22 protein-coding genes, 1 pseudogene and 2 riboswitches are annotated in these 23,776 nt (G+C 40.7%); of the genes and pseudogenes, 3 read left to right on the top strand and 20 right to left on the bottom strand.

The features are described from left to right. Nucleotides 1–74: 74 nt before the first annotated feature. The 13 genes from EV693_RS07490 to EV693_RS07430 form a co-directional block, all read right to left on the bottom strand. Nucleotides 75–1,253: an aspartate aminotransferase family protein gene (locus EV693_RS07490; RefSeq protein ID WP_132501746.1), complete on the bottom strand. Its 1,179-nt coding sequence runs from the start codon at nt 1,251–1,253 to the stop codon at nt 75–77. 16 nt (nt 1,254–1,269) lie between these two features. Beyond that, entirely contained in the window at nt 1,270–2,127 is an 858-nt protein-coding gene (gene argB / locus EV693_RS07485; protein WP_132501745.1) for an acetylglutamate kinase, read from the bottom strand. 31 nt (nt 2,128–2,158) lie between these two features. After that, nucleotides 2,159–3,376, bottom strand: a complete 1,218-nt coding sequence (gene argJ / locus EV693_RS07480; RefSeq protein WP_132501744.1) for a bifunctional glutamate N-acetyltransferase/amino-acid acetyltransferase ArgJ — start codon at nt 3,374–3,376, stop codon at nt 2,159–2,161. A gap of 33 nt (nt 3,377–3,409) precedes the next feature. Continuing rightward, a complete protein-coding gene (argC, locus tag EV693_RS07475; protein WP_132501743.1) occupies nt 3,410–4,354 on the bottom strand; it encodes an N-acetyl-gamma-glutamyl-phosphate reductase in 945 nt (314 codons plus the stop codon). Nucleotides 4,355–4,567: 213 nt separating this feature from the next. Beyond that, on the bottom strand, nt 4,568–6,247 hold the full coding sequence (locus EV693_RS07470; RefSeq protein ID WP_132501742.1) for a fructose-specific PTS transporter subunit EIIC: 1,680 nt from the start codon (nt 6,245–6,247) through the stop codon (nt 4,568–4,570). Between the two features lie 10 nt (nt 6,248–6,257). Then, nucleotides 6,258–7,232: a 1-phosphofructokinase gene (fruK, locus tag EV693_RS07465; protein WP_132501741.1), complete on the bottom strand. Its 975-nt coding sequence runs from the start codon at nt 7,230–7,232 to the stop codon at nt 6,258–6,260. Between the two features lie 2 nt (nt 7,233–7,234). Then, nucleotides 7,235–8,389: a fused PTS fructose transporter subunit IIA/HPr protein gene (gene fruB / locus EV693_RS07460; RefSeq protein ID WP_132501740.1), complete on the bottom strand. Its 1,155-nt coding sequence runs from the start codon at nt 8,387–8,389 to the stop codon at nt 7,235–7,237. A gap of 181 nt (nt 8,390–8,570) precedes the next feature. Beyond that, a complete protein-coding gene (ndk, locus tag EV693_RS07455; protein ID WP_132501739.1) occupies nt 8,571–8,990 on the bottom strand; it encodes a nucleoside-diphosphate kinase in 420 nt (139 codons plus the stop codon). A gap of 94 nt (nt 8,991–9,084) precedes the next feature. Next, entirely contained in the window at nt 9,085–9,546 is a 462-nt protein-coding gene (gene ribH, locus EV693_RS07450; RefSeq protein WP_132501738.1) for a 6,7-dimethyl-8-ribityllumazine synthase, read from the bottom strand. Nucleotides 9,547–9,675: 129 nt separating this feature from the next. After that, nucleotides 9,676–10,887, bottom strand: coding sequence for a bifunctional 3,4-dihydroxy-2-butanone-4-phosphate synthase/GTP cyclohydrolase II (locus EV693_RS07445; RefSeq protein ID WP_132501737.1), 1,212 nt, complete (start codon nt 10,885–10,887; stop codon nt 9,676–9,678). 82 nt (nt 10,888–10,969) lie between these two features. Continuing rightward, nucleotides 10,970–11,617, bottom strand: coding sequence for a riboflavin synthase (ribE, locus tag EV693_RS07440; protein ID WP_132501736.1), 648 nt, complete (start codon nt 11,615–11,617; stop codon nt 10,970–10,972). A gap of 25 nt (nt 11,618–11,642) precedes the next feature. Then, entirely contained in the window at nt 11,643–12,743 is a 1,101-nt protein-coding gene (gene ribD / locus EV693_RS07435) for a bifunctional diaminohydroxyphosphoribosylaminopyrimidine deaminase/5-amino-6-(5-phosphoribosylamino)uracil reductase RibD (RefSeq protein ID WP_132501735.1), read from the bottom strand. Between the two features lie 141 nt (nt 12,744–12,884). Continuing rightward, nucleotides 12,885–13,022: riboswitch (FMN riboswitch) on the bottom strand. 96 nt (nt 13,023–13,118) lie between these two features. Then, nucleotides 13,119–15,002: a SurA N-terminal domain-containing protein gene (locus tag EV693_RS07430; RefSeq protein WP_132501734.1), complete on the bottom strand. Its 1,884-nt coding sequence runs from the start codon at nt 15,000–15,002 to the stop codon at nt 13,119–13,121. A gap of 221 nt (nt 15,003–15,223) precedes the next feature. Here EV693_RS07430 and EV693_RS07425 point away from each other — a divergent pair, with 221 nt between their 5' ends. The 3 genes from EV693_RS07425 to thiB all read left to right on the top strand — a co-directional run bounded on the left by EV693_RS07425 (nt 15,224) and on the right by thiB (nt 18,141). Then, nucleotides 15,224–16,534, top strand: a complete 1,311-nt coding sequence (locus EV693_RS07425) for a cation:proton antiporter (RefSeq protein WP_132501733.1) — start codon at nt 15,224–15,226, stop codon at nt 16,532–16,534. Nucleotides 16,535–16,666: 132 nt separating this feature from the next. Beyond that, a complete protein-coding gene (rpsO, locus tag EV693_RS07420) occupies nt 16,667–16,936 on the top strand; it encodes a 30S ribosomal protein S15 (RefSeq protein WP_132501732.1) in 270 nt (89 codons plus the stop codon). A gap of 69 nt (nt 16,937–17,005) precedes the next feature. Continuing rightward, nucleotides 17,006–17,097, top strand: a riboswitch (TPP riboswitch). A gap of 51 nt (nt 17,098–17,148) precedes the next feature. Continuing rightward, nucleotides 17,149–18,141 carry a thiamine ABC transporter substrate binding subunit gene (gene thiB, locus EV693_RS07415; RefSeq protein WP_132501731.1) on the top strand — a complete coding sequence of 331 codons (993 nt, stop codon included), beginning with the start codon at nt 17,149–17,151 and terminating at the stop codon, nt 18,139–18,141. Nucleotides 18,142–18,465: 324 nt separating this feature from the next. On the opposite strand, the gene EV693_RS07410 is transcribed toward thiB, so the two are convergent. The 7 genes and pseudogenes from EV693_RS07410 to EV693_RS07380 all read right to left on the bottom strand — a co-directional run. Then, nucleotides 18,466–19,218 (bottom strand): class I SAM-dependent methyltransferase, encoded by a 753-nt coding sequence (locus EV693_RS07410; RefSeq protein ID WP_132501730.1) that lies wholly within the window; start codon nt 19,216–19,218, stop codon nt 18,466–18,468. Between the two features lie 84 nt (nt 19,219–19,302). Next, the gene (gene lpxM, locus EV693_RS07405) at nt 19,303–20,280 is read right to left on the bottom strand and encodes a lauroyl-Kdo(2)-lipid IV(A) myristoyltransferase (protein WP_132501729.1); all 978 of its coding nucleotides are present in this window, start codon (nt 20,278–20,280) and stop codon (nt 19,303–19,305) included. A 64-nt stretch (nt 20,281–20,344) separates the two neighbouring features. Continuing rightward, complete coding sequence (locus tag EV693_RS07400; protein WP_132501728.1) at nt 20,345–21,055, bottom strand: electron transport complex subunit E; 711 nt, start codon at nt 21,053–21,055, stop codon at nt 20,345–20,347. A gap of 36 nt (nt 21,056–21,091) precedes the next feature. Then, nucleotides 21,092–21,724 (bottom strand): electron transport complex subunit RsxG, encoded by a 633-nt coding sequence (rsxG, locus tag EV693_RS07395; protein ID WP_132501727.1) that lies wholly within the window; start codon nt 21,722–21,724, stop codon nt 21,092–21,094. 38 nt (nt 21,725–21,762) lie between these two features. After that, nucleotides 21,763–22,824 carry an electron transport complex subunit RsxD gene (rsxD, locus tag EV693_RS07390; RefSeq protein ID WP_132501726.1) on the bottom strand — a complete coding sequence of 354 codons (1,062 nt, stop codon included), beginning with the start codon at nt 22,822–22,824 and terminating at the stop codon, nt 21,763–21,765. Between the two features lie 27 nt (nt 22,825–22,851). After that, nucleotides 22,852–23,493 carry a trimeric intracellular cation channel family protein gene (locus EV693_RS07385; protein ID WP_132501725.1) on the bottom strand — a complete coding sequence of 214 codons (642 nt, stop codon included), beginning with the start codon at nt 23,491–23,493 and terminating at the stop codon, nt 22,852–22,854. Continuing rightward, nucleotides 23,483–23,776, bottom strand: a pseudogene (locus EV693_RS07380) (electron transport complex subunit RsxC); the annotation flags it as partial. The pseudogene EV693_RS07380 and the gene EV693_RS07385, both read right to left, overlap by 11 nt.

Genomic DNA, 23,776 nt, shown 5'->3' with positions numbered 1-23,776 from the left:
GAATATTTCCCAAGGTAGTAAGAACGAGGGAGATAAAAAGATCTTATTGGAGTAGAAGGATCTTTACCGCTTGTTTAGTCCAATAAAATTTCTCGTAAAATTGCAATGCCTTGTGCCAATTGTGCTTGTGCAATAATCAGTGGCGGGAGTAAACGTAATTTTTGTTTGGCGGTGAGTGTCAGTAATCCAGCGTTTATTGCTTTAGCTTGTACATCACTTGCACTAATTCCTTTTTCAAATTCTATGCCAAGCATCAATCCTAAACCTGTTACATTTTTTACTTTAGGAAGCGTTAGCAAAGCCTGTTTAAGCCACTCTCCTTTTTGGGTTACGGCGGATAAAAATTGTTCATCTAAACGTGCCAATACCGCATTGGCGGCAGCACAACAAACGGGATTCCCCCCATAGGTCGAACCGTGATCACCTAAACCAAGTGTTTCCTCACATCGTTCTCCAAAGAGTATTGCACCAATGGGTAAGCCCCCGCCTAATCCCTTAGCGAGAGTTATCATATCAGGGGTTAAGTCAAAATGCTGATAAGCAAACATTTTGCCTGTACGCCCAATCCCTGTTTGAACTTCATCAATAATTAATAAAATATCTCGTTCTTGACATAACGTTTGTATGCCCTGTAGATAGCCAGCTTCTAAGTTTTGTATTCCACCTTCTCCCTGTACAATTTCTAGAATCACAGCACAAACATCTGCTTTTTCAATCCGTTGATGGAAACGACTTAGATCATTAATAGGTAAGTGTTCGAAATTTTCAGTGAATGGAAAAAAATGTTGATGAAAGATGGCTTGCCCTGTTGCAGCAAGGGTAGAAATAGTGCGTCCATGGAAGCTGTTTTCAAGGGTTAAAATGACAGAACGTCCAGTGCCATACTTGTCGTGGCTATATTTACGGGCAGTTTTGATTGCCCCTTCATTTGCTTCAGCACCAGAATTGCAAAAAAATGCACGTTTCAAACCGCTTACACGGCTTAATGTTTCAGCTAGATAGCTCGTAGGCTCAGTATAGAATAAATTTGATGTGTGTTGTAATCTACTTGCTTGCTCGACGACATTGGTAAGCCATTTTTCATCAGCCCAGCCAAGGCTATTCGTGCCAATACCACTGGTAAAATCAAGGTAACACTTACCCTGAAAATCCCAAACCTCACAGCCTTTTCCATGCGATAGTGCTAAATTGAATCGTCCGTACGTTTGTGCGATAAAGGTGTGATCTCGTGCTTGAACTTCTGCGTTATCCATTTCTCTTTTCCTTAGGTTAATTTCTGAAAAAACGTGTACCGTTACCTAGTTTACCTAGCATTTCCAACAAAATCGCATTCTCTACTCGCCCATCTATAATAGCCACTTCACCTACCCCTGCTTTTACTGCTTCTACACAACACTGAATTTTAGGTACCATTCCGCCAGAAATAATCCCCTCTGTGATCAAGGTTGAAACATCTTCAATATTCACACTAGAGATGAGTGTGCTTTCATCAATACTATCTCGCAACAAGCCAGCAATATCGGTCATCATAACTAACTTATCCGCCTTAATTGCGATTGCGATGGCAGCGGTTGCAGTATCTGCATTAACGTTATACAGTGTGCCATTTTCGTCAGTACCAATGGTAGAAATAACAGGAATAAGTCCTTGAGTGAGAGCAAAATGGATCCCTTTTGGATTGACTGCGACAATCTCTCCAACAAAGCCAATATCGAATTCGGCTTCAATTTTTTTACAAACTAACATTGCCATATCTACGCCAGATAACCCAATTCCCTGACTACCGAGTTGAGAGACTAAATTCTTATTTACCTTACCAGCTAACATTTGTACGACAATGTCCATTGTCTCTTGATCGGTTACTCGTAATCCATTGATAAATTGACTGTCTTTACCAATTTGCTTTAAGCCCTGAGCAATTTCTGGCCCTCCGCCGTGTACTAATACCACCTTCACTCCAAACTGATGTAATAGACGTACATTATCCATTACATTTTGTGTTAAATTAGGGGTAATCATCGCATTGCCACCATACTTAACGACAACTGTTGCACCCTGCCATTTACTTAACTGTAACAGGGCGAGTTTTGAGAGCTTTGCGAATTGGCTAATCTCTGAATTTTGCATTTTTTGACCTCAATCTGACCGCTTGTGCTGCTTAACTCCGATAATCGCCATTGATTTTGACGTATTCATACGTTAAATCACAGCCCCACGCTTGTGCATAATAATCTCCATCGTGCATATCGACTAAAATTTCAATTTCACGCTCGCTTAAAATTTCACTCGCAAATTCTTCGCTATAGGGGTGATACATCGCATTTTGGCAAACCAATACTTCACCTTTTTCGCTTTTAAGAGTGAGGGAGACATTTTTGATAGAAAAATCGCCTTCTGCATAACCAATAGCACATAACGCTCGCCCCCAATTTGCATCTTCACCAAACATTGCGGATTTAAAGAGATCGCTTGAAATAATGCTTTTTGCAACGGATAATGCGACTGCTTTACTAGGAGCGTGGTGGACACTACATTGCAAAAGTTTTGTTGCTCCTTCACCATCACCCGCAATTTCACGGCTTGCCCAGACGCAAATTTTGTGCAAGATCGTACAAAATGTAGCATAGTCTGCATTATTTTCCGCAATATACGGATTCCCCGCTAAACCATTTGCCATCACCACCGCCATATCGTTCGTGGAGGTATCGCCATCTACACAAATTTGATTTAGTGTTTCTTTCACTTCTGCTTTCAGAGCTTGGTCTAACATTTGAGGTGAAATCGCAACGTCTGTTGTAATAAAAGTCAGCATTGTTGCCATATTGGGGTTTATCATTCCACTGCCTTTTGTCATTACCCCCATACGACAAAGTACGCCGCCAAGCTTAAATTCTAATGCAAAATCTTTACGGCGGGTATCTGTTGTCATAATAGCTTCTGCAGCGAAGTTACCCCCTTTGTTGCTTAGCATATCGACTGCTAACGGAATGCCTGTTACAAATGGCTCTATTGGCAAAGGCATACCAATAACACCCGTTGAGGCAATGACAAAATCATTGGGTTTTAAGCCAGTCGCTTGAGCGGCCAATTCACAGCACGTTTTGGCAAGTTCAACCCCATTGGGGTTACAAGTATTCGCATTACCACTGTTACATAGCATTGCTTGGCTATAGCCATCAGCAATGTGTGTTTTTGTAACCAAAATGGGAGCACCCTGTACTTTATTTTGGGTGTAGACTGCAGCCGTTGCACAAGGTACATCACTTACCAGCAACGCTAAGTCAAGTTTATTTTTATTTTTTCTAATCCCACAGTGTACACCACTGGCTTTAAATCCTTTGGGGGCGGTTATTCCGCCTAAAATTTTAACACTCATTGGATTACCTCTTGTTGTATTTACTATAAATAATTAAAAAGAAAGCCCTGCGGTTTCTTCACGACCTAACATTAGGTTCATACATTGAATGGCTGCACCTGATGCCCCTTTACCAAGATTATCAAAGCGTGCTGTTAGCAAAATGTGTTGATTATTACCAAATAGAGCGATCTCTAAATTGTCTTTCCCAGTCAAAGTATTTGCAGCCAACATTCCACTTTCAGGTAATGCTGCAAAGGGTTTAACGGTAATAAGTGGTCGGTTTCGGTAGTAGTCTTGCAGTAACATAGTGAGCTTTTCTCCCGATTGGTAAGCGGCTGAAAATGCAGTCATTGGTAACGGTATAGAGACTAATATGCCGCTGTAAAAATCCGCCACGACAGGGGTAAATAAAGGGGGCTGAGTAATTCCTGTAAATGTGGTCATTTCAGGTAAGTGTTTATGCTGTAAACTTAAGCCGTAGAGGCGAGGGGCATTTAATTCGGGTAGGCGATTTGGCAGGTTATAGTCGGCAATCATTGCCTTTCCCCCTCCTGAAAATCCAGTGATTGAATGACAAGTGAGCGGAAAGTCCGTGAGAATTGCTTCCATTTCCACCAATGGGCGAATTAAGCTAATAAAGCCTGTTGCGTGGCAACCAGGGATTGCAACACGATTTGCAGCACGGATTCTATCCGTCTGTTTGGAAAGTTCTGCTAATCCATATACCCAGTTTGGATCAATACGGTGAGCGGTCGAAGTATCACAAATTTTTGCATCGGTGGGAGCATAATTGATAATCTCTTTTGCCGCCTCATCAGGCAAGCAAAGAAAAGTTAGATCGGCTTGTCCAATAGTATGTAAGCGAGTATTCAGATCTTTTCGCTGTTTTTCAGGTAGCTGCATTAATTCAATGTCTGTCTCTCTGCTAAGTCGTTCAAAAATACGCAAACCAGTTGTTCCAATTGCACCATCAACAAAAATATGAAACTTTGCCATAATCCCTCCCACAAAAAATTACAAAAGATAGTATGCGAATCTATGCATAAAAACAAGAAATAAATGAATAAAAAATCATATTTAATGAATTTTTATTTATCTTGCCCCAAGTAATAGGAATGACAGTCTATAAGGAGGATAGTCTGTCAGTAAAAAAATCAGTCTCAAGGAGAGACCGATTTAGTGAAATTAAACAAACGAGGGGCGAGTAAATTATACCGATTTTTGCTTGATTAGTGCATAAATTATGCCAGTAACTAGCGAACCTGCCGTAATGGCAATCAAATATATCATTGGTTGTGAGACAAATGGGATCACGAATAAACCGCCGTGCGGTGCTTGGAGGGTAATACCAAATGCCATTGAGATAGCCCCTGTGGTTGCTCCGCCTAAAATGGAGGTAGCGATGACTCGCACAGGATCAGCCGCAACGAAAGGCAATGCCCCTTCTGAAATAAAGCATAGCCCGAGTACAAATGAGGCTTTGCCTGCATCATATTGATTGCTGTTAAATTTACGGCGTGCAATCACGGTTGCAATCGCCATACCAATTGGTGGTACCATTCCCGCTGCCATTACTGCTGCCATTGGTGCGTACTGTTGTGAGGCAATTAAGCCTACGCCAAAAGTGTAGGCCGCTTTATTGACAGGCCCGCCCATATCAACGCACATCATCGCCCCTAAAATTGCCCCTAAAATAATCGCATTGGTTTGTCCCATCGAATTGAGCCACTCCACCAACGTTTCCATAATTGCTTTGACAGGTGGATTAATCAGATAAATCATTGCAAGCCCAACGATTGTTGAGCCTAACAGTGGAAGGATTAAGATCGGTTTGAGTGAACTGAGACTTGCAGGAAGCTGGATAATATGGTTAAGTCCTCTGACAGTATAACCTGCCAAAAAACCTGCGACTATTCCCCCAAGAATACCAGCCCCTGCAGTGGTGGCGAGCATACCGCCAATTAACCCTACAGCCAGCCCTGGGCGGTCTGCGATTGAAAAGGCAACATAGCCTGCAAATACAGCGATCATTAAATGGAATGCACTGCCTGCACCAATATCCATTAACGCCTTCGGTAAACCGTTGGCAATGGTTGCATCTTTAAAGGCTTCAATGCCAAACATAAATGAGATCGCAATTAATAATCCGCCAGCAACGACAAGCGGTAGCATATGCGATACGCCCGTCATTAAATGTTTATATAACCCTTTTTTCTCATTAGTGGTGGCATTTTCGACAGGTTTGGACGTTAAATTTTCCTGATAAATCGTTGCTTGAGCGAATGCTTTTTCGAACTCTTGTGCAGTTTTCTTTAACGCTAATCCTGTAGAGGTACGATACATTAATTTGCCTTTAAATTTACTTAAATCAACATCAATATCTGTCGCAACAAAGACCAAATCCGCTGCGGCGATTTCTTCGGAAGAAATTGGATTACCGACACCGACCTGACCACGAGTTTCCACTTTGATTTGCCAGCCTTGTGTCTTAGCATAATTTTCAATTGCTTCTGCCGACATAAAAGTATGAGCCACACCTGTTGGACAAGCGGTGATTGCGATAATATTTTTCGGCTGAGTTTTTGCGTGAGTTTGCGTAGCTATTTCAAGAGAAACGTTAGCGGTCGGTTTTGCGAGAATTTTTGCAGAATTGACCGCTTGTGTGAGAGTATTTTCTGGTTGGCTAAAAGCCTGATCTAAATTAGCGATTGTGCCTAGTTTGCCTGCTGCATTTGCTGGAATGTTATCATCAAATAAGAGAACCAGGTCTGCGTGTTCGACTTCTACAACTTGATATTGCTGCTGTTTAGCGGCTGCGGACAACATTTCATTGATCAAAAATTTGCGAGCATTGCCGAGATAGGTTGGAAATATAAAAGAAATCTTCATATTGGAATCCTTATGTGTTTGAAAAAAGTGGAGTTAATTTAACTTGTTCGATAAGCGGATCGAGTGCTGTGCGATCATTTATACCAACATTACTTTGTGAAACTGCTAAGGCTGATGCTGCTGTAGCGAAAGTAAAGGTTTTCGCTTTATTCCAACCTTGTGACAGTCCATAAATCAAACCTGCAACCATTGAATCGCCAGCACCAACCGTACTGACAACCTGTTCACAACGTGCTGGCTGAGCGTGGAGAATGTTCTCATCATTCAGCCAGATTGCCCCTTCTGCCCCCATTGAGATGATGACGTTGTCAATTTTTGCGATTGAGCGCAATTTTTGTGCCGCAGAGATAATCTCTTCAAGGCTATTTAGCGGTTGATTTGCCCATATTTCTAGTTCTCGCTTGTTGGGTTTGACTAAATAAGGATTTGCTTGAATACCGTGATTAAAGGCGACGTTGCTGCTATCAAGAACGAGTTTAACGCCTTGTTGCTGTAGCGTTTTTAGCCAATTTGTGAATTGTTCAAGATTGATTCCGCAAGGCAATGAACCACAGACAGCGAGCAGATCAACGTGGTCTACTAATGCTTTGGATTGCAACATAAAGGCGTCCCAATCTTGGCTTGAAACCTCAAAACCAGAAAAATTCAGATCGGTAACCTCGGCTTCAGTTTCGGTAATCTTGACATTAATCCGTGTTTTACCTGCGACACGATAAAAGTGATCATTAAATGAATACTGTTGAAAAGCGTGTACAAAATCGCTTTGATTGTCTTGCCCTAAAAAGCCAGTAACAGATAATTTGCAGCCTAAATCAGCCAGCACTTTGGCAACATTAATGCCTTTGCCCGCAGGGTATAACCCAAGTGTTTTCACACTATTGACTTCGCCGATTTCAATCTTTGTTAATTGTCCGACTAAATCAAGGGCGGGGTTGAGCGTAACAGTGGCAATACGCAATCCTGTTGTATCGATTTGAGCAGTCATTTTTATTCTCCCAGTCCAGCCGCAATCGCTTGCTCAATGCCTTCTAGTGCTTGCTCTGCATCATTACCTTCTGCGACGAAACGCAAGATTGAGCCTTTGGTTGCTCCCAGCGAGACGACTTTCATCAAACTTTTTGCATTAACAAGCGGTGAGTTTTTATCAAGATTTTGCACTTTTATGGTGGCTTGATATTTTTTCGCTTCATTGACTAACACGGCACTTGGGCGAGCGTGAAGACCGTGAGCATTATGTATGGTGAATGTGCGGCTAATTGAATGATTGGACTGTTCAGGCGTATTTGCTGAAGTTGAATTTTCAGCTGTGTTTGAAAGCAGATCAATGATTTGTGGTGCAGGGGATACAGTGATTTTTTGGCGAGTTGTAAGGGAAAATAAAGGAGTAAGCTGGTGAACAAATAAATAGTTGGTTGCCGAGATGGTAATGAGTGTTTTGCCTTCTTTGTTGCGTGCAACGGCTATACCATTAGCGAGATTGCCCTCTGTGCTGTCATTTAGAAAGAGATTATCACCCAAAGCGAGCGGTCGATTAGCGAGAATATTTTGCAAGAAAGATGGTTGTACATAGCCTCTCTCGTGTAATTTACTTGCGTTGATTGCAGATAGCGTTAAAAGGCTGATACTGTCTAAATCTAATGATAACAATTCGCTTGAAATAGCAGGCAATTCTTCGGTTTTTTTCCCACTGAGTAAATCAATAAAATGAGTAAGGTTATCGGTTTGTGCCAAGGTGTTAGCGATTTCCTCGTCGGCTAAAATGTGTGTTAATTGGCGAAGCAAGCCTAGATGTTCATCGGATTTGGCTGCAATACCAATCACGATGTAGGCTTTGTTGCTTTCCCCCTCTTTGGTTACTTGCCCCCCTTGGCTAGTTTCTTCCCAGTCCACACCTTGTGGAAATTGGTAAATTTGTACGCCAGTTTGTTGTACTAAATGCCGTGTTTCCAGTGTGCCGTGCGGAATGGCAATACCGTTACCTAAAAAGGTAGAGGTCTGTGTCTCACGATCTAGCATAGCTTGTTGGTAACCGTCAGCAACATTGCCGTTTGAAATAAGACCATTGGCAACAAGTTGGATAGCCTCTTGTTTTGAGTGAGCCGTGGCGTTGAGCTGGATATTTTCTGCTGATAAATTAAGCATTTCATCTCCTTGTGGTATAAGCTAAAAATAGAAAATGTGTCAGCGGGATTGTACTCTATTTATTTGCTAAATCGATACAGCAAATAAATTTTTCCCAAAAAAATCCTTTTTTGTGATCTAGTTCACAAAAAAGGAGGCGAAGCATCAAGTTTTACAACGATAAAAAAGAATGGTTAGATATTTAATCAACTATTTCGTTTGGTGTAAAAAAATAGGCAATTTCACGTTTTGCCGAGTGTTCAGAGTCTGAACCGTGTACGGAATTTTCTCGATAACTTAATGCATATTTATCCCGAATTGTGCCTTTTTCTCGGTTGTCAGGGTTGGTCGAACCCATCAATTTTCGATATGTTGCTACCGCATTTTCTGCTTCCAGCACGGCGACTACGACAGGGGCAGAGGTCATAAAATCAACGAGTGGCTCAAAAAAGGGTTTGCCTTGATGTTCTGCATAGAAACCGCCAGCTTGTTCCTGATTTAAATGCACCATTTTTAATGCTTTAATCGTGAAGCTGTGTTGTTCAATATAAGCTAAAATTTCGCCAATCAAGTGGCGGCGAGTGGCATCAGGTTTGATGATAGCAAGTGTTTGCTGTTTCATTATTACCCCTTTCGATTTGTATTTTTCTGCATTTTAGCAGTATTTACGCAAAAATGCAGAGGTGATACCTTATTTATCAAGATGTGTAAAAAGGCTAGAAAAATTTTAGTAGGTTTGCCATTTCGATTGCACCTAATGCACATTCTGCCCCTTTATTGCCTGCTTTTGTACCTGCACGTTCGATGGCTTGCTCAATATTTTCGGTTGTCAATACGCCGAAAATAACAGGCATGCCTGTTTCTAATGCAATAGCACCAATGCCCTTGGCTGCCTCGTTGCAGACATAATCATAATGTGTGGTTGAACCACGAATAACGGTGCCTAAACAGATGATCGCATCATATTTTCCACTACTTGCCATTTTCTTGGCAACGAGCGGAATTTCAAATGCCCCTGGAACCCAGGCTGTGTCAATGTTGTTTTCGTCTGCACCGTGGCGAATGAGAGTATCGATCGCACCACTTAATAATTTGTCATTGATAAAATCGTTAAAACGAGCGGTAACGATACCGAATTTTAACCCTGTTGCCACTAAGTTACCTGTGATTTTTGCCATTTTTTGTTCTCCTCAATAATATGCAAAATTGTTAAAAAAATTGACCGCTTGTTATTGGTTTATCATTTGTAGGGACGCAGTGCCTGCACCCGTGGGCACACGCAGTGTGTCCCTACCGAATTTACGAAATCAAAATGAGAAATTAAACAGATGTCCCATTTTGTACTGTTTCACTTTGAGGTATTCCAAATCGTGCGGATTTGGTTCAACCATAATCGGCTCACGGCTGACGATGTTCATTCCTTGAGCTTTCAATCCTTCGATTTTCGTTGGGTTGTTGGTGAGCAAGCGGATAGATTTTACGCCTAATTGCTCAAATATTTGAGCAGCGATGTGGTATTCACGTTCATCATCTTTAAAGCCAAGAGCAAGGTTCGCCTCAACGGTATCCATTCCTTGATCTTGCAAGGCATAAGCACGCAATTTATTGATTAAACCAATGCCACGCCCTTCTTGGCGAAGATAAAGTACAATGCCACGCTCCTCTCTTTCGATTTGCGTCATTGCTGCTGCAAACTGCTGACCGCAGTCGCAACGCTGTGAGCCGAATGCATCGCCTGTCAAACATTCTGAATGGATACGGCATAATACATTTTCACCATCGCCAATCTCACCTTTTACTAACGCAACGTGTTCTTTACCGCTAATGGTTTCCACAAAGCTATGTGCCATAAATTCGCCATACTTAGTTGGCATTTTTACCACTGAAACAGGCTCAACTAATTTGTCGTACTGGCGGCGGTACGCTTGCAGTTGAGCAATGGTGATAAACGGCATATTGTATTCAAGTGCAAATTTTTGCAGATTCGGCATTGTCATCATCGTGCCATCTTCTGCCATAATTTCACAACACAAACCAGCCGATTTCAAACCTGCTAAGCGAGCTAAATCAACGGTTGCTTCCGTATGTCCGTTACGCACCAATACACCACCATCTTTTGCCACTAGCGGGAACATATGTCCTGGGCGGCGGAAATCGCTTGCTTTAGCATTATCGTCTACTAATTTCAAGGCGGTTAACGAACGCTCAAACGCAGAGATCCCTGTACCTGTTTCAATATAGTCAATCGCCACCGTAAAAGCAGTTTCGTGGTTATCCGTATTTTTAGTGGTCATTGAATGCAGCTCCAATTTTTCGGCAATTTGGCGAGAGATTGGCATACAAATTAGACCTTTACCGTGAGTTGCCATAAAATTGATATTTTCAGGTGTGGCAAATTCTGCCGCACAGATAAAATCACCTTCGTTCTCACGATCTTCGTCATCGGTTACTAAAATAATTTTACCTTGACGAATTGCCTCAATGGCATCTTCTACTTTTGAAAATTGGAAAGTTGTCATTTTATTTTCCTAAATGAGATAAGGGGTAGGGACACACTGCGTGTGTCCACGGACGCAGGCACTGCGTCCCTACAAAAAAACATTAAAACCCAGACTGTTTTAAAAATTCCAAGCTGATATTGCTTTTCGGCTCATCAATGGGCTTTTTCATTAAAAATTGTTCGATATATTTACCAACAAGGTCATTTTCTAAATTCACGATACTGCCGATTTTTTTCGAGCCTAAATTCGTTTCTTTGATGGTGTGCGGAATAATGGAAACACGGAAACTTTCATCATTAGTATCGACCACCGTGAGGCTAATGCCATCAATCGTAATTGAGCCTTTTTCAATGATATAACGCATCAATTTTGGCGAGGTTTTAATACGAAACCACGTTGAGTTATGAGCAGGCGTAATTTCGGTAATTTCGCCTGTACCATCAATATGCCCTGATACGATATGCCCGCCAAAACGCCCATTTGCTGCCATCGCTCGCTCTAGATTTACAGGGCTACCAATGATCAGATCGCTAAGTGAAGTGCGTTTTAGTGTTTCTGACATCACATCAGCCATAAACTGCGTGGCGGAAAATGATATTACAGTTAAGCATACGCCATTGACGGCAATGCTATCGCCTAATTTCACATCTTTAAGCACAGTATTTGCGTTAATTGTGAGAACGGCAAATTCGCCTTGTTTATGAATTTGAGCCACACAACCCACTTCTTCAATGATTCCTGTGAACATTTTTTCTCCGTTTTAATTCTATTCTTTATCTAAAGGGAGGATTTAAAACTTCATAATCCAATAAAATGTCATTGCCGATGAGTTCACTTGAGATTAACTTCAGTTTTACCGCATTGGCAATATCGTTGATCCCCTGCCCTCCGATTGGCGTTTTTGCTTGTTTTCCTCCCACTAATTTGGGCGCAATGTAGCAGTGTATGCGATTGACAATACCACTCTCTAACGCACTGAAATTGAGGCTGGAACCACCTTCAAGTAATAGGCTATCAATCTGCATTTCTCCTAGTTTTTGTAACAGATCGTGTAAATCGACCCGCTTGTTTTTCGCTTTACAGACTAGAATTCTTACGCCAAGCGGTTGAAATCGCTCTATTTTTTGCAAATCATCACAAGCAGTGGCAATGATTGTGTGGTATTCCTTGGCTGTTTGTACTAGCTGGCACTCCAGTGGCGTGCGTAATTGACTATCGCAGACAATCCGAATTGGTTGTTTGGCATTCGGTATGCGACAATTGAGCAGAGGATCATCCGCTAAAACAGTTTCAATGCCCACCATAATGGCACTGTATTGGTGGCGTGTGGCTTGAACATTTGCTCTTGCTTGTTCGCCTGTAATCCATTTGGATTGTCCGCTATGGGTGGCAATTTTACCGTCTGCCGTCATTGCATATTTCATCAAGACATAAGGACGCTTGGTTTGAATATAATGAAAAAAAATCGGATTTAATTTATCGCACTCGGCTTTTAAAAAATCTTCCACTACGTTAATTCCTGCCTGACGAAGTTGTGCAGCTCCTTGCCCTGCAACCAGTGGGTTAGGATCACGAGAGCCAATCACGACTTTTTTAATACCACGCTCAATCAGTAATGTTGAGCAAGGTGGTGTGCGACCGTGATGGCAGCAAGGTTCTAGCGTAATGTAAGCGGTTGCTCCTGTTAAATCGGTTTGGCAATTTAAGATGGCATTACGTTCTGCGTGCCAACTACCGATTTTTTCGTGATAGCCTTCGGCAACGATTTGGTTATTTTTGACAATGACACAACCTACCAATGGATTGGGATTGGTCCAGCCTAAACCTTGTTTGGCCAATGAAATGGCTCGGTGCATATAATCTAAATCGGTCATTGTTGAAGTTATTTTAAGGGCAGGAAATATGCCACACGACCGTTTTAAGGTAACGGTTTTGTGCAACAGAAAAAGCCTTGAAATCTTTCGATCTCAAGGCTTGCAAAAAAGATGAGAAAAACCACCGCTTATGCAGTGATTTTGTATCTTCTTCTATCCAGACTATACTGTCGGTACTGGAATTTCACCAGTTCCTGCTCAACTTAAACTTATGCTGTTTTCGTTTCGCTCGTGGACTTTACCACCGATCGGGAATTTCACCCTGCCCTGAAGATTATTAAAAAATTGTTGCAAATTCTGTGCTTTTTAATTAATGATGTCAAGACTAAGTTTTTGGTATCGTCTATTAAAAAACATTAACTTAGTCTGCCAGATTTATTGTGCTTGATTGATGACATCTTCAATAAATTGCTCATTAATTTCAATGCTTGCTCGTTCACGCAATGCTTGCGTTAAACTTTGTAGCATAGAGAGTTGGTTTGCTTGCTCTAACTGTGGAATCATCGCTTTAAATTGAGTAATGTCGCCGTCGGTGACTTTATCAAGAGCAATGATGACTGTGTCGCCAGCGAGATTTTTACCGATTCGATAAGTTGGCTGAACAGGATTATCGTTACTCGGTTTAGGCATTGCGAAGATGGTGTTAGAGAGAACAGGGTCTTGATGCTGAATAAAAGCAAATTCTTCACTTTTATCGAAGGTTACTGTATCGAGTTTGCCCTCTTGAAGTGCTTTGAGCTGGTTTTCTGCTTTTATTTTCAGTGCGTTTTCTGCTCTTTCTTGTTTTAGTGAGCGAGTAACAGCTTCTTTTGCCTCTTCAAAAGTATACAGGCGTTGTGGCTCATATTTACTCACTCTGACAAAAAGTGTATGTGGAGAGAGGCTATCCCCAACTTCAAGTGCCTCAGAATTTTGTCCGTTTTGACGTAGCTCATCACTGAAGAGGGCTTTGATCACTTTTTCGTGGTTGAGCGGTGCAGGCACGTTTTCTTGGGTAAAGGATTCTGTATTTTGCACAGTTAAGTTAGCCACTTTTGCCACTTCAGCAAGCGAGCCGTTGCTCTCAAAGGCGTGATTTGCCATTTCACGAGTAATGCGAGAATATTCGGTGAGAACAAGTTCACTGCGAAGCGTGTCTGTAATTTGTGCCTTGACTTGCTCAAGGGGAATTTGAGTCGGTTTTTTTTCTGCAAGCACTTTAATAATGTGGTATTTACCTTCCACTTCAACAGGATTGCTCACTTCGCCCACATTGAGTGTATGGGCTGCCTCTTCAAATGCTTTTGGAAAGATCCCTGTTGTTACCCAGCCTAAATCCCCTCCGTTTGCAGCAGAAAGTTTATCAAGTGATTTTTGCTGTGCAAGCTGTGCAAAATCGCCGCCATTTGCAATTTCTTTGGCAATTTCGACCGCTTGATCGGCAGTCTCAACTTGAATATGTGCAATCTGTTTTTCTGCTTTGGTAACGTATTGAGAGAGGTTCGTTTGATAATAATGCTCAATTTGTTCGTCTGTTACTTTGATATTTTTCTCAATATCTTTTGGTGTGATTGAAACAAATTCTGCAGTGAGGGTTTCAGGTTTAACAAAATTATTTTGGTGCTGGTCAAAATGTGCAACTAGCTCGTTATCTGTTACATTCTGCTGTGTGATTTCTTGCTCAAGAGATAAGGTAGAGAGGCGAACTTGACGTTTTTGCAATAATAATTTGGCTAACAATTCTTGTTGAGCGGGAACGATAAAATTGCTACTTATTACGCCTTCTTGAAGCTGCGAGAACAGCATATCTTGGTTGATAATAGCCGCATATTGGTCTGCAGATAGACCATTGTTACGCAAAAGCTGCTGATATAAATGATTGTCAAATTTTCCATCTTTTTGGAAGATGTCAAGATTGACAATTTCGGATTTGATTTGGTCGGCACTGATACCAAGCTTTAGTTCCGCAGCATATTGACGCAATAATTCTTCATTTACTAATTGATTGAGGACATCTTGATGGAAAGTGCGAGAGTACTCTGGCGTTTCCATCAGATCCCAATAGCGTTCACCAAGTTGCTGAATTCGCAAATTTTGTTCATTATTTTTGGCATTGTTAAATGCGTGTTGAGAAATTTCTTCGCCATTCACTTTTACTGCTGAAGTATCTGTTGCAATTAACGTCCCGCCAATTCCACCAAGGACGAAAGTAACAGCGATTAATCCAAAGATAACTTTAAACCAAAGGCTGTTTGTTTTTTCGTGCATTTTTTCAATCATTTTGGAAATCCTAATCTAGTCAGAAATGGGGCTGATTATACTTAAAACAGGAATATTCTCCAATTTGAATTTGTGTAAAATAATGAATTAATTTGACCGCTTGGCGAAAATGAGCGATACGGAATTTTTTGCTTTTCTTCCCCAAATTTGTTTTAATTCTCGCCCTATTTTGTTAATAAGGCGTTGCCTTGATTTTCTCTCTACTTGATTAAGGATACCGTATGGGTATTTATGTATATATCTGTTTCCTGTCTGCGTTATCTATTTTATTAGGCTTTTTTACGCATAAAATCAGCGATAAAGTGCAATCTACTATTGCGATTACCGCTGCGGCAATGGTGGGTTCATTGTTGTTGCTTTTGCTTGGCTCTTTAGGTTGGTTTAGCTTAGACAGTGTAGCCAAAGAAGTAATGGAGCAGGTGGATTTCAAAAGTTTCTTGCTAAATGGGATTTTAGGTTTTTTGCTGTTTGCAGGGTCGTTAGGCATTAAGCTACCTGTGTTGAAAGACCAAAAATGGGAAATTACCATTTTTGCACTCTTTTCTACTTTGTCATCAACTTTCTTTATTGGTGCAATGATTTATGCCATTAGCCATTTGATAGGGCTGCCTGTTGATTTTATTTATTGTGTATTATTTGGTGCATTGATTTCACCTACAGACCCAATTGCGGTACTGGCAATTATTAAAAATTTACGAGCACCTAAAAGGTTATCAATGCAAGTTGAGGGGGAGTCGTTATTTAATGATGGTGTCGGCTTGGTGATTTTTATCACAGTTTTTGCTGTTGCATTTGGCGGGCAAGAAGCGACTTTTAGTGGAATTATGGGACTGTTTTTGCACGAGGCTATCGGCGGCATCTTATTTGGGTTTGTGCTAGGTTTTATTGCGCACATTTTAATTTCTAACACTGATGATGGCAGTATGGAGATTCTTCTTACCCTCACTATCCCAACCGCAGGCTTTATGTTTGCCAATAATATTTTGCACGTTTCAGGTGCATTAGCGATGGTCGTTTCAGGGATTATGATTGGAAACTGGACTCGTCATTCAGGTTTTTCAGAGCAGAGTCAGCGTTACTTAGACCATTTTTGGGAAATGATTGACCATTTCCTCAATTCGTTATTATTCTTCCTTATTGGCTTCGCACTGTTATTGATTGATTTTAACATTTACGGCACGGTGTTAATGATTGCGGCTATTCCAATCTGCTTAGTGGCTCGTTATGCTAGTCTGTGGATTCCGTTTAAAGTCTTACAACAATTCCGTACTTACAACCCCTACACATTGAAAATTATGACGTGGGGAGGACTGCGTGGCGGCTTGGCGTTGGCGATGGCGTTATCTATTCCAGCAAAAACGGCATTTGTGAATGGGATTGATGTTAAAGATTTGATTCTTGTGATGACCTATTCGGTCGTAATGTTCTCTATTTTAGTGCAAGGCTCAACGGTAGAGCCTGCGATTCGTAAATCGAAGGTTGTTGATCCAAATAGAGAAGAGTATTTACAGCCTACGAATAATCAACATTAAACTCTTAGGTAAAATGTTTGAAAAAGGCTTGCTTTTAAGTGAGCTTATCTTTAGAATTTCGAACCTCGTGTCGTAGCTGAATTAGAGATCGGCTATTGATGAATATTCACTTTCACCTTTTTAGGAGTAAAAATGTCTCTAAGCGTAGAAGCAAAAGCAAAAATCGTTGCTGAATTTGGTCGTGATGCAAAAGATACTGGTTCATCTGAAGTTCAAATTGCACTTTTAACTGCACAAATTAACCACTTACAATCGCACTTTGCAACACACAAAAAAGATCATCACGGTCGTCGTGGTTTATTGCGTATGGTTTCACGTCGTCGTAAATTATTAGACTACTTGAAGCGTACCGATCTTGCTAAATATGCAGATACCATTGCACGTTTAGGCTTACGTCGTTAATTCTAAATAATGCAGAATTGAAACCCACATTTGTTTATGCAGTGTGGGTTTTTTATTGTAGAATATTTACTGTTCTCATTGGGGTGCATTACAGTGCTGAGAGATACCCATAGAACCTGATCTGACTAATATCAGCGTAGGGATTTGAGACAGAAAATAGATTATCGCCTGTTTTGAATCCTTCTATTTTTATTTTTTAGAAGGAATATCTAATGAAACTCACCAAACATTTTCCACTTTCTTTTGCCGCATTGTCTTTCACGGCATTTTCAGCAATAGCGAATTCACCCACACTAACCGTTTATACCTATGACTCTTTTACCTCAGAATGGGGGGCCGCACCAAAATTAGAGCCGCTTTTTGAACAGCAATGCCAATGTGATCTTAAATTTATGCCCTTTGAAGATGGTATTACTATGTTTAACCGTCTGCGTCTTGAAGGGAAGAAAACCAAAGCTGATGTATTGCTGGGGATTGATAATTTTCTGATGCCAGAAGCTGAAAAATCAGGGTTGTTTATTGAGCATAAATTGACACAAGCTCATCTGGAGCTACCGCAAGCGTGGTCAAATAAAACCTTTATTCCATATGATTTCGGTGAATATGCATTTATTTATAATAAGCAAAAGTTAGCCAATCCGCCGAAGAGTTTAAAAGAATTAGTGGAACGTCAAGATTTGAGAGTGATTTATCAAGATCCTCGTACAAGTACCGTAGGGCGAGGGCTGCTTTACTGGGTAAATAGTGTCTATGGTGAGAATGCACCACAGGCTTGGGAAAACTTGGCTAAACATACTGTAACGGTGGGAAAAGGTTGGTCTGAAACTTATGGTGCATTTCTAAAAGGTGAATCGGATCTTGTCTTAAGCTATGCGACTTCGCCACTCTACCATCAATGGCACGAACAAGATGAAAATTATCTTGCGGCAAATTTTAGCGAGGGGCATCTAGTACAAATTGAGGTAGCAGCAATCACGAAAAGTAGCAAGCAGCCTGAATTGGCTCGCCAGTTTTTACAATTTTTGCAGCAGCCAGAAGCTCAAAAGATTATTGCATTTCATAATGTGATGAAGCCTGTTGTCAGTGATCAAGCTGATTCCGCATTTAAAACACTGCCACAATATCGTCAGTTAGATTTTACCCAACCTAATTTAAATAGCGTTAGGGCGTGGCTTGCCACTTGGCAGCAAGCGGTCAAAAAATAGTTATTTTTGTTCTTTGGTTTTGCCTCTCTTTTTAGAAGAGAGGCATTTTTTAAAGCAAGGAAAAGATCCGAAAGTCAAGTGCCAGAGAAGGTGATGAGATAAGTTTTGCACAGGTATTTATTGTCAAGCGATAAATTGCTTTAAAACTGAAAAATTTTTGAGAAAAATGGCTAGATAAAATATAACTCATTGATTTTAAAAGATAAGTTATTTTGCAATCAATTGTAAAGAGGGTTGTAAAACCCTAGAATACATCAAGGTTTACTGTGTTTTTTTAATAATAATCCACAAAGTTATCCACAGGTTATGTGGATAGAAAAAGCCTTATTTTTTTACTGATCTTACAAACAGTAAAGGCGGACGATGAAGAAGATCTTTGAATTCGTTATGCCATTGTGTTTGCTCGGTGAGCATTGGTTCTGCTATTTGCTCAATCGCAAAGCCTGTACTAATGAGCTGGTTAATAATAGTTGCGGTTGTGCGGTGATACGTTTTGAAAGATTGCTTGAACCAATTACGTTCTCGTATTCCTTCTTCTCGATAATGATTTAGTCGGTAAGCAATTTGTTGTTTCTGTGCATTTTTCTCCCAACGATCTCCTTGCTTATGTGCAGTAACGATGGGGTGTTCTTGTGAAAAAATGAGCCTACCATTTGGTGTTAATTTAGTCGAAATATCCGTGAGTAATTGTGGAAAATCGGCAATGTAGTGAAATGCAAATGAGCTAGTGATAAGGTCAAAATGAGTTTCAACTAATTGTGAAAGCTGTTCCATCGGTAATGCATAGAGGCGACAAGTGGTCTGATTCTTCCAGTGATTTTCAACGGTATTTTTTGCTTGCTTGAGCATTGATTGTGATAAATCAATGCCAACGACTTCTCTTGCACCAAGTTGTAAGTAAGTCAATAAATGCTCGCCAGTGCCACAACCGAGATCTAAGACCTTTTTATTTGTTAAGTCTGGTAGTAAAGAGAACATTGTTGGTTTTTCTACCACTTCGTTCAGGCTGATTGGATTTTGACGTAATTTAAGATAGCGTTCAAAAAAGACAGGAGTATCATAAATACTGGTTTTCATTGTTTTAATAGTTTTTTGAGAAATGATGTTAAAAGGCGTAAAAATTACGCCTGATAAATATTGACAACGGTCATTAGCAGATCGTTAGCTCTTTTGATAAATATCTTCACCATTGCGGCGAGTTTTGAGTAAACGTAAAATCCAAGTATATTGCTCTGGGTTTTTGCTGACAAAATATTCGATTATTTTATTCATCTCTCGTGCAGATTGCTCCTCATAGGTTACTCGCTTTTCCGATTCCGAAAATTCAAGCGGTGGTAAGATTTCTATTTGATAAACGGATTTTTTATCGTTATAGATTGGAAACATTGGAATGACAACAGCGTTAGTGACTTTTGCCATTTTGTTCAATCCTGGGAGTGTTGCTTTTTCTGTAGCAAAAAAATCAACATAAACGCTTAATTCTTCGCCATAATCCTCATCAGGCAAGAAATAACCCAAATCGCCCCTTCTAACATCATTCAGAAATTTTTTAATTCCATTCTGACGAGTGTGCATTTTTCCACCAAAACGCTCTCGAGTGATGTTCCATAGCCAATCAACTAATGCATTGCGATGGGGATTGTACATTGACGTCATTGGGAAACCGTGAGTGTACATTGCCACCCCTGCCGCATCAATCGCCCAAGTGTGTGGGACAAGCAAAATAACATTCTTACCTTGTGAGCGAGCCGCTTTAACATATTCAAAACCTGAAAATTCACACCGCTTTTGTAGATAAGCAGTCGATCTAATTGCAGTTTCTCCGATTGCCAGCATTGTTTGTGAAACCGTAATAAACATTTTTTCGATAACGGTTTCACGTTTTTCTTTGCTCCAATTGGGAAAGCAATAACGTAGATTTACCTCCGCTCTATGGTATTGTTTTCCATCTGTTTTTTTGAGATATCTAGTAATTATTTTGCCGATACAAGCGGCGAGTTTATCTCGCAATTTTGCAGGCACATAGGCTAAGATGGCAAGGATAAATACGCCAAACCAAATGCTCCAATATTTAGGATAAAGAAACTCCATTAGAAATTTATGCTCATAGCCTGAGCGTTCTGTAATGCGTTTTGTCATAGTGTCTCTTTTTGTTGTGGATCTATGTGAATATTTATTTACAAATGTTCCACGTTCTAATGCTTTATTTACGGTCGATCAAATTTTTTATGGCGAGAATAATCCCCAAACCGATGAATGCCCCAGGGGGAAGAATAGCGAGCAGTAGACCAGAGTCTAGTTGCAGCAGATCTATTCTAATGGATTTTGCCCAATCTCCAAGTAATAAATGCAATCCGTCAAACAGTGTACCGTTGCCGATAATTTCTCGTAGTGTTCCAAGTATCACAAGGCTGAACGTCATACCTAGCCCCATTGAAAATCCGTCAAATGCAGAATGCAGTACCGAATTTTTAGAGGCAAAAGCTTCCGCACGTCCAATAACAATGCAATTGGTAACAATTAAGGGGATAAAAATTCCCAAAGATTGGTAAACGGGGTAGGCGAACGCATTCATTAGTAACTGAATGGCGGTAACGGCGGTGGCTATAATCATTACATAGATTGGAATGCGAATATCATGAGGCGTAAAATGGCGAAAAATAGAAACGAATGTATTGGTGCAAATTAGCACTAACATCGTGGCTATGCCTAAACCAAGAGCATTGGTCATATTGTTTGAGACTGCCAGCAAGGGGCAAAGTCCTAACAATTGCACTAATGTCCCATTATTTTTCCACACCCCTTCAGTAAATAGCCTACGCCACGATTGTGTCGAGGCTTGTGATGAGATTGGCAATGAGCCGTTTGGCGTATCTTCAATTGCTGTAATTGGAATTTGGTTTTGATTGTTCATTCTTATATTCTCAATTTTTTATCTTCTCTCATCATACTACTGGCAGTTTGGGAAATGTTCAATCAATGTAGGAGAGGAGTTCAGTTCTGTGATCACCCATTTAGCACTCAGGCGAACATTATTGACAACTGCTCTTGGAGTAATAGTTGCTCCCGTAAACTGATCAAATTGCCCGCCATCTTTTTTGACTTTCCATAGTGCTTCATTTTCTAATGAAAAGCGCTTGCCAGTGAAGCTTTCAATCCAATCATCAACACGAGTTTCGATTTTATCACCTAACCCTGGTGTTTCGTTGTGGGCTAGTGTTCGCACACCAAGTATTTTGCCATCAGGTTGAATACCCATTAGAAGTACAATATTGCCAGAATAGCCATCAGGAGCAGTAGCTTGGATTGCGTAAGCGGTGAGTTTATCTGCTTTTTTTGCAAGGTAAATCCGATCCAAATAGGGTGAATTGGACAGATCCACGATTTTGCAAGTTGCGAGTAGATCGTTATCAAAATAAGAAGGCGGCACAACTTCTTGTAACAATTGGCGCTGTTGATGAGCGGTAACTTGAGCAATTTTCTCTTGAGTTAAAAGAAAAACGGCGGTGGAAATGGCAGTGCAAAGCAGTGCCACTGCTCCTAAAATTAGCCCATACTGAGTAGTTATTTTTTTTACCTGCATTCTATTCTTATTCCTATATTTTTTTTGATTTTTGACCGCTATTTATTTTTTCGACCTTTTTTTGTGCCGTACAAACGAGGTTGAGTATAATGATCAATCAGTGGCACGCAAATATTGGCGAGTAGCACGGAAAAGGCTATCCCATCAGGGTAATTGCCGTGGTAGCGGATAAGGTATAACAAGATCCCAATTAGACCGCCAAAGATTAATTTTCCTTTTGGGGTGATGGAGGCGGAAACGGGATCCGTTGCGATAAAAAACGCACCAAACATCATTGCTCCACTGAACAGATGAGTGACCACATTTAAGTGCTGATGAGGCGTAATCAGTTGGGTAACAAGACTGAATAGGGTAAAACTTACTAACATTGCCAGTGGAATTTGCCAGTGAATAATTCGCTTATACAATAAGAATAGTCCGCCTCCTAAAAAAGCAGCATTGATTTGCCACCAACCTGTTGCAAGCGAATGCTTAAAAATAGGTGAAGCAAGTAAGTTATCCATACCGAGTGTGGTAAGGTTGGTTTTCGCACTGTCTAATGGAGTGGCTTGAGAGAGGCCATCAACACTACTAATTAATTGATGAAGACTAAAACCATCGCTGGTGATTCCCTTAAAAATCAACGAAAAACTGTCTACCAATGTTGGTGGTTCATTGAGCAGTTCCAGCGGAACTAGCCACGCTGTCATTTGTACAGGAAATGAGACCAGCAATAACGCATAAGCGACCATCGCAGGATTAAAAATATTCTGCCCTAAACCACCATAAGCGTGCTTTGCTAATAATAATGCAACGACCATTCCAATGGTAATCAGCCAGTAAGGCGCGTAGGGCGGAATTGAAACTGCGAGAATTAGACCTGTCAGTACGCCTGAAAAATCAGATAGATAGAAAGCGGTCGGTTTACGCCGTATTTTTGCAACGCTTAGTTCAATAACGATGGCTAGCATTAGTGCAATAGTGATTTGAATTAATACACCATAGCCAAAAAAATACCACAATGCAAAAATGGCAGGTAGCATCGAAAAAATGACCCAAAGCATAAATTTTGCGGTTAAATTTGATGAATGAGTGTGGGGAGAACTCACCATTTTGAACATAATGCTATTCCTTCTCTTTCTGCTTACTTAAATTCTTGGCAGATTTAAATTAAATCGAATGGCTAACAAACGAATAAAAATGACAGAGCTAATTGTCACAATATCAACCCAGCGACTTTCTACCCCTGCATAGTAGAAAAGTACGAAAATGGCTCCACCGATCAGGCTTGCCGTTACATAAATCTCTCGTTGTAAAATAATGGGTACTTCATTGCGTAAAATATCTCGAATTAGACCGCCAAAACAGCCCGTTACGCCACCGAGTGCAATCGCAATCAATGGGTGAACGCCAAAATCTAAGCCCTTTTGTACGCCAATGACGGTAAATACGCCCAAGCCAATGGCATCAAAAAACAGCAGTCCTTTTTGCCACCCTTTTTTATCAATATTATGTTTCAGCACAGCGGTAAGAATCACTGCAAGGGTAATCATTAAAACATAAATAGGTTGTTTTATCCAAAAAACAGGCGTGCTACCAATCATCACATCACGCAGAGTGCCACCGCCGACACCTGTTACAAAAGCCAAAATAAACAGACCAAAAATATCCATTTTATGCTGGCGAGCAGCCATTGCTCCAGAAATAGCAAAGACAATGGTGCCAATTAAATCTTGTAGAAATAAAAATGACCAAGGAAGCGGCGGAAATAAATTAAACTCATTGGGCATTTTGAGCCTCCATTTGTGCCATTTTTTTTGCTTTAGCTCGAGCAAGGGCAGCGGCCACAGCCGCTTTACGAGGATCGTTTTCTACGGGAGCGGTCTGTTCAGGGTTATTTTTTGCATCGATTTCTGTAGAACCGACCGCTTGCGTATCCGCTTGTTGATTAACGGCTTGCTGTACTAACTTTTTGGATTTAGCTCGAGCAAGGGCAGCGGCCACAGCCGCTTTACGAGGATCGTTTTCTACGGGAGCGGTCTGTTCAGGGTTATTTTTTGCATCGATTTCTGT

The organism is Nicoletella semolina, assembly GCF_004345745.1.
Classification (GTDB): Bacteria; Pseudomonadota; Gammaproteobacteria; order Enterobacterales; family Pasteurellaceae; genus Nicoletella; species Nicoletella semolina.
This window is presented reverse-complemented; position numbering and strand designations above follow the sequence as displayed.